At 45.3% G+C, this 13,972-nt stretch carries 13 protein-coding genes; all 13 read right to left on the minus strand.

The features are described 5' to 3' along the window. Nucleotides 1-16: 16 nt before the first annotated feature. A complete protein-coding gene (locus BLHYD_RS11745; RefSeq protein WP_021844849.1) occupies nucleotides 17-1,201 on the minus strand; it encodes an aminotransferase-like domain-containing protein in 1,185 nt (394 codons plus the stop codon). 29 nt (nucleotides 1,202-1,230) lie between these two features. Then, on the minus strand, nucleotides 1,231-2,139 hold the full coding sequence (locus BLHYD_RS11750) for a bifunctional enoyl-CoA hydratase/phosphate acetyltransferase (protein WP_005950960.1): 909 nt from the start codon (nucleotides 2,137-2,139) through the stop codon (nucleotides 1,231-1,233). Further along, nucleotides 2,136-3,215, minus strand: a complete 1,080-nt coding sequence (gene buk, locus BLHYD_RS11755; protein WP_005950958.1) for a butyrate kinase — start codon at nucleotides 3,213-3,215, stop codon at nucleotides 2,136-2,138. The genes BLHYD_RS11750 and buk overlap by 4 nt, the downstream gene beginning before the upstream one ends. A 12-nt stretch (nucleotides 3,216-3,227) precedes the next feature. Continuing rightward, a complete protein-coding gene (locus BLHYD_RS11760; protein ID WP_005950949.1) occupies nucleotides 3,228-3,761 on the minus strand; it encodes a 2-oxoacid:acceptor oxidoreductase family protein in 534 nt (177 codons plus the stop codon). A 2-nt stretch (nucleotides 3,762-3,763) separates the two neighbouring features. Next, complete coding sequence (locus BLHYD_RS11765) at nucleotides 3,764-4,507, minus strand: thiamine pyrophosphate-dependent enzyme (protein ID WP_005950947.1); 744 nt, start codon at nucleotides 4,505-4,507, stop codon at nucleotides 3,764-3,766. A 1-nt stretch (nucleotide 4,508) separates the two neighbouring features. Continuing rightward, nucleotides 4,509-5,567 (minus strand): 3-methyl-2-oxobutanoate dehydrogenase subunit VorB, encoded by a 1,059-nt coding sequence (locus tag BLHYD_RS11770; RefSeq protein ID WP_005950945.1) that lies wholly within the window; start codon nucleotides 5,565-5,567, stop codon nucleotides 4,509-4,511. 4 nt (nucleotides 5,568-5,571) lie between these two features. Beyond that, nucleotides 5,572-5,778, minus strand: coding sequence for a 4Fe-4S dicluster domain-containing protein (locus tag BLHYD_RS11775; protein WP_005950944.1), 207 nt, complete (start codon nucleotides 5,776-5,778; stop codon nucleotides 5,572-5,574). Between the two features lie 99 nt (nucleotides 5,779-5,877). Further along, nucleotides 5,878-7,302 carry a YfcC family protein gene (locus BLHYD_RS11780; protein WP_021844850.1) on the minus strand — a complete coding sequence of 475 codons (1,425 nt, stop codon included), beginning with the start codon at nucleotides 7,300-7,302 and terminating at the stop codon, nucleotides 5,878-5,880. Nucleotides 7,303-7,349: 47 nt separating this feature from the next. Next, entirely contained in the window at nucleotides 7,350-8,504 is a 1,155-nt protein-coding gene (locus BLHYD_RS11785) for a M20 family metallopeptidase (RefSeq protein ID WP_005950942.1), read from the minus strand. A gap of 53 nt (nucleotides 8,505-8,557) precedes the next feature. Then, nucleotides 8,558-9,829: an MFS transporter gene (locus tag BLHYD_RS11790; protein ID WP_021844852.1), complete on the minus strand. Its 1,272-nt coding sequence runs from the start codon at nucleotides 9,827-9,829 to the stop codon at nucleotides 8,558-8,560. A 202-nt stretch (nucleotides 9,830-10,031) separates the two neighbouring features. Then, entirely contained in the window at nucleotides 10,032-10,802 is a 771-nt protein-coding gene (locus BLHYD_RS11795; RefSeq protein WP_021844853.1) for an IclR family transcriptional regulator, read from the minus strand. 394 nt (nucleotides 10,803-11,196) lie between these two features. Beyond that, nucleotides 11,197-12,477: an adenylosuccinate synthase gene (locus BLHYD_RS11800; RefSeq protein WP_005950938.1), complete on the minus strand. Its 1,281-nt coding sequence runs from the start codon at nucleotides 12,475-12,477 to the stop codon at nucleotides 11,197-11,199. A gap of 59 nt (nucleotides 12,478-12,536) precedes the next feature. Beyond that, a complete protein-coding gene (gene purB, locus BLHYD_RS11805) occupies nucleotides 12,537-13,970 on the minus strand; it encodes an adenylosuccinate lyase (protein ID WP_005950937.1) in 1,434 nt (477 codons plus the stop codon). Nucleotides 13,971-13,972 lie beyond the last annotated feature (2 nt).

Consider the following 13,972-nt stretch of genomic DNA (forward strand, 5'->3'; position numbering starts at 1 on the left):
CCACCCCAAATGAGAATCAGTCAAGTTCTTCATGCAGCAGTTTTGCAAACCGGGTCATTCCCTCTTCGATCTGCTCTGCTGTAACGGTTGAGAAATTCAGACGGATGGTGTTCTTATGAGAACCGTCCGCATAGAAGGGTCCTCCTGGAACATAGCCCACTCCGATCTCCTCCACTGCTTTCTCTAGCAGTACAGAGGCATCTATATTTTCTGGCAATTCAATCCAAACGAACATACCACCTTCTGGATTCGTTCTCTTTACGGATTTCGGGAATTTCTCATCTATGATCTTGCACATTAAGTCTCTCTTGACACTGTAGTTTTTGACAATTCTCTGAACCTGCTTATCCAAATCATAATTTTTCAAATATCCCGCAATTTGCAACTGCGCAAACTCATTGGACTGTAAATCCACACCCTGTTTAAAGATCTCAAAGTAGTCCGCAATCTCTTTGGAAGACACCGTAAAGCCCACACGCAGGCCTGCAAAGAGCACCTTTGAAAAGGACCCCATATAGATGACTCTTCCCTCGTCGTCCATGCTCTTGATCTCTGGAACTGGCTCTCCGCTGAATCGGATATCGCCGTAAGGATTATCCTCAGCAATCAAAACATCATATTTCTTTGCCATCTCCAAAAGCTGTTTCCGACGTTCTAGACTCCAAGTCTTTCCTGTAGGATTCGAGAAATTCGGAACCACATAGATCAATTTTACATTTTTATTTTCTTGCAGGGTCTTCTCTAACTCGGACATAATCATACCTTCTTCGTCCGCGTCCACTCCTATAAATTCTGCCTCATAAGGCACATAAGCTGACAGCGCTCCAAGATAAGTGGGATTTTCCACAACAACTGCATCCCCTTTGTCCAGAGTCAGCATACCAGTTAAGAAAATAGCCTGCTGAGAACCTGTCGTAATCTGTATATTCTCGATTCCGCACTTAATTCCTTTTTTCTCCATTAATTTTACGATCTGTTCCATCAAGTCATCATTACCTTTTGTCAGACCATATTGCATGGAGGTGCGTCCATAATCGCGTACCAACTGATCGGTCAGCTCCACAACCTCTTCCACTGGCATAACCTCTGATGCCGGATACCCGCCTGCGAATGTAATGCAACCCGGTTTAGAAGCAATCAACTTGCCTGCTGCACGGATTGCTGATGGACGTAACTCACCAATTCTGCTAGCTAACTTCATAATATTCATCCTTTCTTCAAAACTCTCTATTATTTTTTCTGATTCGCCGCTGCAAGACAGCCTAGGGCAATGGAATTCAACTTAATTTCTGGTGTATCCGATCTGGACCCTAGTACCACAGGACTGGATGCTCCTAGGACAATTCCCGCCCACTTTGCCTGATTAAACTGAAGCCAGGATTTTCCAAGCATGTTGCCGCTCTCAATATTAGGAAATACCAACAGATCCGGGTCTCCAGACACCTTGCTCTCAATCCCCTTATGCGCTGCTGCATGGGCATCGAAGGCTATGTCAAAGGATAAAGGTCCCTCAATAATACATGGAGGAAAAGCGCCTTCTTTTGCCATTTCCACTAATGCAGCAGCATCTGAGGTTGCGGGGATCTTCGGATCTACCATCTCATTGGCTGCCAATACCGCTACTTTAGGATTCTGGAATCCCATACTCTCCATGGCCAGAAGGGCGTTGGTCAGGATGTCTTTTTTCTGTTCCAGATTAGGTGCAGTATTGATACCACTGTCAGTTCCGAAAATCAATTTATGGTAACAGGGCATTTCATACACTGCCGTCAGAGAAATCAGACGTCCTGTGCGAAGCCCGTTATCCCGATTTAAAATTGCGCGCATATACACGCTGGTATTTACCATACCTTTCACAAGTACCTGGGCCTCACCGCTTTTCACGATGGACACCGCTTTGGCCGCTGCGCTGGCCGCGTCTGAATCGTGGACAATCTGGCATTTTCCAGCATCCATATTCAGTTCGCTGATGATTTCTTTTATTTTAACTTCATCACCTACCAGGACCGGATTCACAAATCCTAAATCCATTGCCAGCTTCACCGCGCCTAAGACCTCCTTGTCATCTGCGGCTGCCACTGCGATCGTGAATGGTCCCTGGGATTTTACCTTGTCAATTAACTCTTTAAAATTCTTCACTTTTTCTCCTCCACCAGATATTCTTTGGCTTCTTCCTCTTTGTTTAACACACGCAACACTCCCAATGCCAGAGCTTCCATCTCCATCTCTCCGGCTACCACTTCAACTGGCGCCAGCCAGTCAACCTGTCTGCTGACCTCTTCCACAACTTTCTTTGAATGAGCGATACCTCCCGTCAGTACAATCCGGTCTACCTTGCCTTCCAAAGTAGCACTGTACATACAGATCTCTTTTGCCACCTGATATACAAACGCATCATAAATCAATGCCGCGTATTCATCACCGTTCTCAATTCGCTCTTCAATTTCAATGAGGTCTTTCGTTCCCAGATAGTCATACATTCCGCCAAAAGCACTCACTTTGTCCACGATCTCTTTTTTGTCATATTTGCCGGAATAGCACAGTTCTATCAAGGAGTAGGCTGGAAGACCACCGCTTCGGTCGGAAGAGAAAGGTCCATTGGTCCTGCCGCCGCTGCCATCTACCATTTTCCCATGCTTGTGTGGTACGATAGAGATGCCAGATCCCAGATGGGCGATGATGAAGTTATAATCCTCATACTTTCCGCCCAATTTCTCTGCGATTTTTCTAGCGACAGCTTTATGGTTCAAAGAATGCAGCCAGCTACTATATACCAAATCCTTTATCCCTGTAATCCTAGATTTCGCATCAAACTCATCTACAGCTACCGGGTCCACAACAAAGGACGGTATGCCCGCTTCGTCCCCCAACACACGTGCCAGCACACTTCCCAGATTGGAAGCGTGCTCACCGCAGACCGCATTCTTCATGTCCTCTACCATCTGGTCATTCACCCGATAGGTACCGCCTGGAATTGGGCGCATCAGCCCTCCTCTGCCCACCGCTGCGTCAAAAGAATTCAATGGATGACCATTTTCTTCCAATTTGGCCAGAATCAAATTCTTTCGAAAATCTAGCTGGGCCATCACACTGCTGTAGGCTTTCAGTTCTTCTCCGGAATGATTGATGTTCTCTTTGTAAACTTCTTTTTTATCTTCATAAACCGCTATCTTGGTGGAACTTCCGCCAGGGTTCATAACCAGTATCTTTTTCATAGGACCTCCTTCTTACACTGCGTCGTATCCTGCCTCAAAGGCTGCCGTATTCATTGGTGCAAATTTTGCTTTTCCCTTTTTCTCAAACATACGATTCATTCCCTCTAATGCCTCTTCTTTTGTAAAATCCCCCATTAACTTTACAATCGCTCCGGTCATTACAATATTGGCACCTTTCGCATGTTTCAGATCATTCGCCATCTGAATACAGGGAACTCTCACAACTTTCACGTCGTCACGCACATTTGTATCACAGTCTACCATGTCGCTGATCAGGACAATACCGCCTGGAGCAACAATGTTGATGAACATATGGAAGGATGCCACATTCATTGCCAACAGTAAATCCGGTCTCTCCTGAGATGGATTATAGATGGTATCTTTTCCATATTTCACCGTACAATTCGCGGTACCGCCGCGCATCGCGGAGCCGTAAGAAGGCATCCAAGTAGTATTCTGTCCGTTGTGGATTGCAATATCAGATAAAATCAAACCGGTTGTCAGGACACCCTGACCGCCAAATCCTGCACATACAACTTCTTTCATAATTATTTAGCCTCCTTCCGAGCTTTAATCACGCCCACTGGATAGTAAGGTTCTACCTCTTTGTCCAGACGCTCCATCGCCTGAATCGGAGTCATGCCCCAGTTTACCGGACATGGAGACAGTACCTCTACAATCGAATAACCTTCTTTGTTCATCTGCGCTTTTAAAGCTTCTGTTATGAATTTTTTTGTCTTGCGGATGTTGGCAGGACTGCTGACACTTCCTCTTGCCGCATAAGCGATATCAAATTCTCTCGCAACCATCTCTGGAAAACGAATCGGCGCACCCGTGATGGAACAGTCGCGTCCATGCTGAGAAGTGGTCGTCTTTTGTCCTTCCATCGTCGTCCAGCTCATCTGTCCACCTGTCATACCAAAGTTTGTATTGTTTACTGTAATCACAGTGATATTCTCATTTCTGTAGGCAGCATTGGTGCTCTCTGCCAACCCGATACTGTAGGCGTCTCCATCTCCTTGGTAGGTAACTACCAGATTATCCGGGTTTACTCTTTTCATGCCGGTGGCAACTGCTGCCGCACGGCCATGAGAACAGTGGAGACGGTCTGTGGTAAGGCCAGCTCCTAGATTAGAAGAACATCCTACACCAATTGGGAAAATAATATTTTGATCCTGTCCCAGCTCTTCCAGACATTCACAGATAATTCGGGAAATCACACCATGTCCGCATCCAGGGCAGAAGCTCATCGGCTTATCGATGATTCCAGGAAACTTTCTCTCAACAGCCATCTTAATATACCTCCTCTACTTCTCCAGCTTTAATCTTCAGGAAATCTTCCTTAATCTTGCTGATCGCAGGAATTCCATATACATATGGAAGCGCATAGGCTGGAACATTATTTTTCAGTGCTTTCTTTGTATACAGTGCAGCGTCGTCAACCAACTGTCCCGTCGCGTTCGCCTCCACTGTGATGATACCTTTTACCTCTGGATTAATCTGACGAAATGCCTTTTCCGGGAATGGCCATGCGGTGATCGGACGAATCAGACCTACCTTATGTCCCTCTGCTCTCAGTTCACGAACCGCGCCCAGAGTACTTCGTCCACAAAGTCCGTATGCAACGAATACATACTCCGCGTCTTCGATTCCTTCACTCTCCCAACGTTGCTCATTTTCTTTAATCTTTTTGAATTTCGCGTTCAGCTCCACTGCTTCTTTCATGGAATCACGCTCAAAAATACCGATTTTTTTGTATGTATATTTTCCGTCAAATCCCCATGGATTTCTCTTTGGTTCCTGGAAATCCGGGAGCTCCACAGGCTCCATCATCTGTCCGAGAGCACCCTCGCCGAGCATTACAACAACGACACGGTATTTCTCAGCCACATCATAGGCTTCCGCGATCATATCCACAGCTTCCTGAATAGAAGACGGACACATCACGATACAGCGGTAATCTCCGTTCCCGCCGCCTCTGGTCTCCCTGTTATAGTCACACTGAGATGTGAACAAGGTTCCAAGACCATTTCCATAACGGCACATATTGATCACAACTGCTGACAGTTCCTCATCAGCTAAAGTAGACACTCCCTCCTGCTTTAAGCTGATACCAGGACCGGAGGATGCGGTCAGGGCACGCACACCGCAGCTTGCAGCTCCAATCACCATATTGATTCCTGCCAACTCACTCTCTGCCTGAATAAAGGTTCCTCCCACTTCCGGCAGTCTCCAGGATAAATATTCCATAATCTCTGTCGTCGGTGTAATGGGATATCCTGCATACATACGAACGCCCGCGCGCACGGCTGCCTCTGCAACTGCAACATTTCCTTTCATCATTTCTGCCATCGTCTTATACCTCCTTACCTAATACGTGGTAAACACCATCTGGACATACGGTATAACAGGTTCCGCATGCCACACATTTTTCATCGTCGATTACCGTATAATGATAACCAGCGGAGTTTGTTTCTTCTGCAAAACTGATCGCTTTTTTAGGACAGTCTACGACACAAAGTCCACATTCTTTGCAGCGTTCTGGTCTTGTTTCAACTTTCATTACTTTTAACCTCCTTCACATTTTCACCTTTTAGAAAATTTCAGAACATCGTTCTATTTTTATTTTACAGTCAGGGATAGCCATGCCATCCCTCCATTATTAAAATGGTCCTAATTGTATTACTGATGCGATTACGCAGAAACTAAATCCTATTATCAACTGCAAGCCCAGCCATTTCGCGATAAACTTCGCCCATCTCACATATGGAACTTTTCCAAACGAGATCGCTGCCATCATCATCGCTCCGGTAGGAATAATACAATTACTGCATCCGTCTCCTAGCTGATAGGCTAAGACTGCTGTCTGTCTGGTAATTCCAACTACGTCCGCCAAAGGTGCCATCAGAGGCATTGTTACCACTGCCTGTCCTGTTCCAGATGGAATAAACAGATTGATCAGAGTCTGTACAAACATCATTAGTCCACCGTTTATCACCTGTGGCGTGTGGGAAAGAGGCTGCGCAAAAGCATTGACTATGGAGTCCAGGATATTTCCATTTTCCATAATAATAGAAATGCCTGCCGCTATTCCAACCAAAATCGCAGGATAGACCATGTCCTTCATACCATCTACAAAATGCCTCGCCATCTCATTTAAAGACATCCCGTACACTAGACCGCAGACTAGAGCCAACCCAAAGAAATATGCGCTCAGCTCTGTCATATACCATCCCTTCAGCACAATCATCGCCATCAACAGGATAATTCCACCAAAGAAGCAAGTCAGTACCGCTCCCTGCCGTTTTGTAAGTTTGGTCTCACCTACATCTTCCAGACAGAATTCTGAGTAATCCAAATCAGCCACAAGACTTTTTGACGGGTCTGCCTTAACCTTCCTACAATAGTGAATCAGAAAAGCAACTGCCACAACCGCACTGACTCCCCAGAGAATCCATCGGTACCACATCCCTGAGAACAGCGGAAGACCGGCGATGGATTGGGCAAGACCAACGGTAAACGGATTGATCGGCGCTGTGCCGTATCCGAAACAGACTCCCATCAGCATGATTGCGACTCCAACCACCGCATCATACCCGAGACCAATTGCCAGTGTCACTAGGATGGGGAGGAACGCCAGGCATTCCTCCGCCATTCCCACGACACCTCCTGCAAGGCCAAACACAATAAGCAGAACCGCTATTATGATTTCGCCCGATTTTCCTTTTCCCGCAGTAATGGACTTGCGAATCAGTTGATGTAAAGAACCTGTGGCATTCACTACTCCAAAACATCCTCCAATCAGGAAAATAAAGAACACGGTAACTGCATTTTTCTCCAATCCCTGAGGGACCGCCATGAAGAAATCCAAGAACGACACCGGAGTTTGTTCCGCACTCTCATAGGTTCCCGGCTGGACGACCATCTGGCCGCTGGAAGGATCTTCCATCCTCTCAAAATTTCCTGCTGGCACCACATAAGTCATAACGACTGCCAAAAGCATCAACCCTAAGATCAACACATAGGTGTCAGGAAACTGCCACTTTCTCTTCTTTTTCTTCTTGAATCGATTCTCTTCCTCTGCCATCCTTTGCTGTCCTTTCATTTTCCACCGGGAGTTTCCCGGCCATCCCTTTACATTTCCTCTCTTATCTTCTCCAATAGTTTTGGATTGTCTAAGATTCTAAGCCCCGTCAAAGCCAGAAGTTTTACTCCGACAATCATACGGTCTAGTCCATAAGGCAGCATCGTTGCATCTCTAAAATCAGCCGTGTGAATTCCAGGCTCTCCTTCACATACTCCTAACATCGGCTCAATCGTGGGTACTTCCCAGCTTACATTTCCAATATCACTAGAACCCCCATCAATAAGAATAAAATCGTCCACGCCAAACTGTGGGAAGAACTCTTCCATAACTTCTTCCAAAGCACGGTTACTTTTCAGCCCCTTACACACTGGTTCGAACCAATCATATTCCAGTTCGCAGCCTGTGGCAAGCGCCGCCGCCTTTGCACAGTTGACCACTTTTTGAACTACTTCTTCAAAATAATCCTGCTCTTTTGCGCGGAATTCTAATCTTACTACACCTTTGTCTGGAATTACATTCGCAGCTTTCCCTGCCTCCAATATAATTCCATGGATTCTAGTACCATCTTTCAATTGCTGGCGCAACGCATTGACATTGTTGTACAACAGCACCACCGCGTCCAAAGCATTCACACCATCATACGGATAGGTTCCTGCGTGAGAAGCCTTTCCGGTGAAGTTAAAGTCCATTCCACCGATTGCAATCATCTTTGGATAAATCGTCGTTCTCGCATTCGGATGAAGCATCATAGCGACGTCATAGCCTTTGAAGACTCCTCGGTCAGCCAGATATACTTTTCCCTCTCCGGTTTCCTCCGCTGGAGTACCAAAAATCGCAATCTCTCCTGGATAAGTATCCAGCACCTCCGCTAATGCAAGAGCTGCACCCACCGACATAGAAGCAATCATATGATGTCCGCACGCATGACCACATCCTGGCAGAGCATCGTACTCAGCTAAAAAAGCAATTCTCGGGCCATCCCCATTCTTCTTGACTGCTTTAAATGCCGTCTCCATCCCTTCGAATTTTTCTTCTACTTCAAATCCTTCTTTTCTCAGAAAATCTGTGATATATGCGCAAGCCTTTACTTCTTCAAGTGCGATTTCTGGATTATCGAAAAGATATTGAGCCATAGAAACTATTTTTTCTCTGTTCTCATCTGCAAGTTTACAGACTCTTTCTTTTTGACTCTCAAATCCCATACTATTTTTCTCCTTTCCGTTGACCCTTTATTCATTCCTTTGCATTTTTCTAATTATGCAACCACACTATTCTTTTTCTCGTGAAGTTTCTTTTTATACCGCAGACAGTATAAACTTCCGAGAATCCCAAGTGCAAAGACTACCATCTGGAGAATAAACAGATATTTATATCCGTTATTTCCATAATTATCAATCAGGAAGCCAACCAGAGGGAATAAGAAAATATCAGGTGAGAAGCCCAGTGCCGCTGCCACACCGATGGTAGATGCGGAACGTTCTCTTGGAACTTCCAATTCACTGACCAAAGCATAATAGCTTCCTTTTCCCATATATACGATTGTTCCCACGACCAAAGTGATAAAGATGAATACCCCTGCCGTCAGATAGTTTACAAAACCAACCAAAGCTAACAAAGATACAATACCAATGATATAGACAACGATCAGCACTTTTGAAACCGAGTGCAGTCTGTCTGAAAGCCATCCTCCGATCGGAGCTCCCACAAGACGTAGACCATAAGTACGAACCAATGATATAAAACCAGATACTGCTACCGTCCCACCCATAACTGCGGTAAAGTAAGGAGTAAAGTAGGACATCGATACCGCACAGGTATATACAGAAAAGATTCCAAATCCAATCAACCAGGTAGCAGGATTCTTGATAATCTCCAAGAAGTCTTTTCCTGTCATTTTTTCTTTCTTCTCTTCTTTGACTTCTGCTGCAACTTTCGCTTCGTTCTTTGCAATATCTTTCATCACAAAATAGGTAGGTATTGCTAGCACCAGAGCAATGGCTCCAATTACGTACACAACAACTTGGAATCCCCAGGCACTGGAACCCAGTTTTGCGAAAATAGCCAGGAGAATCGCGTTTACGATCGTACTGGTGATTCCCACAAAGGACTCATTCATACCAAAGATTTTTCCCTGGTCAGCATCACTTGCCAACATACGTACAATTTTAATATGACACGGATAATTCATTACCAACACATCCACTGCCATCAACAGCCAGATTCCAACAGCCGTTACATATGTAATGTGTGACGCAAAAATAATAGAAAGCACACCGTTTAAGACAATAGACGCTACAAAAATTTTCTTGTAATCAAACCGGTCTGCCAGCCAGCCGCCCACTGGTGCACCAAAGATGTTCCCCAAGCCAAAAATCGTCATCAACAGTCCCAACTGCGTATTGGAACATCCCAACTGTTCCAGTAACGGATCATATAAGATGTACTGGATAAACGGCAGTGCGTACACAATCGTCCAACACGTTCCCAGTATAAACAGTTGAACAAAAGTCTTTACAGATAATTTCATTTTTTCCTCCTTAGATACATAAGCTCGCTGATTGCCAACTTCCCTCGCTTTTGTTCTGATATGCGCAACATCGTTCCAAAATTGATGGTAAACTTTACGTTCCACTTACTGGAACGTCGTTCTGTATTTATATCATACCACCAACTTGTGAAAAGATCAATGTACAGTTTTTACTAAAAAGACTCTTAAATTTTCATAACATTTAACGAAATTCTTTCGAAATTTCCCAAGCTGTCTTCACTACCATCTCAATCTTCTCATCAATATGTCCATCATTCATCCTAGATGTAGGCCCTGACACACTGATTGCAGCTACAGCACTGCCATCTCTGCCAATGATCGGTGCTCCGATACAGGTGAGACCAATCTCTCTCTCTTCATCATCAAGAGCATAACCTTTGCGCTTCACATCCTCTAGGCTCTCCATGAGGCTCTCATAGCTATTGATCGTGCGCTCATTAAAACGCTCCATGGGCTTTGTCTTATAAATACTGAAATCTAGCCCTTTTGTGTAGGCCAAAAGACACTTTCCTACAGAAGAACAGTAGCAAGGTGTAGAACTACCCAGTGGTTGATTGACGAACAATAAATTTTTGTCTCCGAATTCTTTATGTATGATAATGCTTTGATGGAAATCTCCTATGGAATTCTCCAAAATAGACACGTTGACAATCTCGTGACACTGTTCATACAGACGACGGGTATACGGCGCAATCACATCCTGCAAATGCATCTTCTCCCTGATACTCAATCCAATTGCATAAATTCTCGTCCCAAACCAATAATTTTTCGTCGTGGGATTCTGACGTACAAATCCCCTCTCCTCCATAGTTTTTAAAGTACGAAAAACTGTACTCTTATAAATCCCCAATTGCTCACTCAACTCAGATATTCCCATTTCTCGATTGTTTTCATAGATTGTGAGCAAAATCTCCAACGCTCGATCAACGGAATTAATGATATCTGATTTCATAACTACACCCCTTTCCATAAATTTGCTATATTGACTCTTGTTTTCTGAAAATGATACTTTATTATATCGGATATTTCTCTTCAATGTCAAGAATATTCAGAACACCGTTCTATTTCTGTCTTTACCGTCCAATTTCATTTCCTTTATTTATGATATCACTGTTACGGTTTTCTGTCCAATGCAGATTTCTAGAAAAACTTTCCCACTTTGCTCGCCATCGCAGTGCAATCCCAACGGAGCGTTTATTTTCTAGGAAAGAACTTTTACACATTAGCGTGATAAGGGCTTTCCTGGAACATAAAAAATCTGCCAGGTCGAAAAACCTGACAGATTTTCTGTTACTGTCTACGAACCGCAAGTAAGTAAACAGTAACGATTTTCTCTCTCGTATATTTTATTTCCGGTAAATGATATCTTGGCGTCCCGGTCCGTTGGAGATCATCGTGATTGGGAATCCGATCTTTTCCTCTACAAATTCCACATATTTTTTGCAGTTTTCCGGCAAATCTTCGTATTTCTTAATTCCTCGGATATCACACTTCCAACCAGGCAGAACCTCCAGGACAGGTTTTGCTTTTTCCAGCTCACAGGTCGTGGGGAACTCCGTCGTCACAGTCCCGTCTATCTCATAGCCCACGCACACAGGAATTTCATCCAAATATCCCAGCACATCCAGAACCGTAAAAGCCACATCCGTAGTACCCTGGATACGGCAGCCGTACTTAGAAGCCACACAGTCAAACCATCCCATCCTCCGGGGACGTCCCGTGGTGGCGCCGTATTCTCCGCCGTCACCGCCGCGTCTTCTCAGCTCATCAGCTTCCTCTCCGAAAATCTCTGACACAAACGCACCTGCACCGACTGCACTGGAATAAGCTTTGCAGACTGTGATTACCTGTTTGATCTCATAGGGCGGAATACCCGCACCAATTGCCCCATAAGCAGCCAGAGTTGAGGAGGAGGTCACCATCGGATAAATTCCGTGGTCTGGGTCCTTCAAGGAACCCAGTTGTCCTTCCAGCAAAACCTCTTTTCCTTCTCTTAGAGCATTCCACAAAAACAAAGAGACATCACACACATAGGGTTCTACCATCTCCTTATAACTCATCAGCTCCTCATAGATTTTTTCCGGCTCTAGCAATGGTTTGTGATAGAGATACTCCAGCAGCACGTTCTTTGTCTCACAGACACGTTCTACTTTATCCCGCAGATCGTCCTCATCCGCAAACAGTTCACTCACCTGAAAGCCGATTTTCGCGTATTTATCTGAATAAAACGGAGCAATTCCGGATTTCGTCGATCCAAAGGATTTCCCTCCCAGTCTCTCCTCCTCATACTGATCGAACAGTACATGGTAGGACATCACCATCTGGGCCCGATCCGATATCTTAATCTTAGGCATAGGCACATTTCTGTCCACAATACTCTTTACTTCGTTGAAAAAGACAGGAATGTTCAGGGCAACACCGTTACCGATCACGCTGGTGGTATGATCATAGAACACACCAGACGGCAGGGTGTGAAGAGCAAATTTTCCATAGTCGTTCACTATCGTATGGCCTGCATTCGCGCCACCTTGGAATCTCACGATAATGTCGGCTTTCTCTGCCAACATATCCGTGATCTTTCCCTTTCCTTCATCTCCCCAGTTTGCTCCAACTACTGCTTTTACCATATTGTTAGTTCCTCCTCGTGATAGGTTCTCATTGATCGTCTGACCAGCCTCTTTGCCCCTCAGACATTGATCTGCGCCGTAACTCCCAAAAGATCTTTATGTTCCTCGATCACAGGTCTGACCACCTGTTCTAAGAAAGTTTCTACCTGTTCCTTCGCGCGTCCTGTATATCTGGAAGGTTCCATAGCTGCTTTTAGATCTTCCAGACTCAGATTAAACGCAGGGTCAGCCGCGATCAGCTCTAGCAGATCATTATCCTTTCCTTCCGCCTTCACATGCTTTCCTGCTTCCATGGACAGCTCACGGATTCTCTCATGGAGCTCCTGGCGGTCACCGCCAGCTTTCACCGCATCCATCATAATATTCTCCGTAGCCATAAATGGCAGTTCCGACATCAGCCGTTTTTCAATCACCTTCGGATATACCACGAGTCCGTCCACCACGTTCAGACACAGATCTAAAATACCGTCGACGGCCAAAAAGCCCTCCGGAATACTCAGACGTTTGTTCGCGGAATCATCCAAGGTCCTCTCGAACCACTGGGTAGCTGAGGTGATTGCTGGATTCAGTGCGTCAACCATCACATACCTGGACAGAGAGGCGATTCTCTCACTTCTCATTGGATTTCTCTTGTAGGCCATCGCCGAGGAACCGATTTGATTTTTTTCAAACGGCTCTTCCACTTCCTTCAAATGCTGTAGCAGACGGATATCATTGGACATCTTGTGGGCGCTGGCCGCAATTCCTGCCAGCACATTCAGCACACGAGTGTCAACTTTTCGAGAATAAGTCTGTCCAGACACCGGATAGCAGCTGGAAAATCCCATCTTTTTTGCGATCATAGGGTCAATCTTGTCGATAGTTTTCTGGTCTCCGTCAAACAATTCCAGAAAACTTGCCTGAGTGCCGGTTGTCCCTTTAGAGCCCAGCAATTTCAACGTGCCGAGCACATATTCCAGATCTTCCAAATCCATCAAAAATTCCTGGGCCCACAGTGTGGCACGTTTGCCCACCGTCGTCGGCTGTGCCGGTTGGAAATGTGTAAACGCCAGTGTCGGCTGTGCTTTATACTCCTCCGCAAACTTTCCAAGCTCTGCGATCACATTGACCAGTTTCTTGCGCACCAGTTTCAATGCCTCAGCCATCACAATGATATCTGTGTTGTCACCCACATAGCAAGAGGTCGCTCCCAGATGGATAATTCCCTTGGCTTTTGGGCACTGTACGCCATAAGCATACACATGGGACATCACATCATGACGCACCTGACGCTCCCGCTCCTTTGCGACCTCGTAATTGATATCCTCCGCATGCTCTTTTAACTCATCAATCTGCTCCTGCGTAATGTTCAGCCCCAACTCCTTTTCCGTCTCCGCCAGAGCTATCCAAAGTTTTCTCCAAGTCTTAAATTTCATATCCGGCGAAAAGATATACTGCATCTCTTTACTGGCATAGCGCTCTGACAGCGGGCTTACATATCTATCTGTGCTCATCC

It is taken from the genome of Blautia hydrogenotrophica DSM 10507 (assembly GCF_034356035.1).
GTDB lineage: Bacteria > Bacillota > Clostridia > Lachnospirales > Lachnospiraceae > Blautia_A > Blautia_A hydrogenotrophica.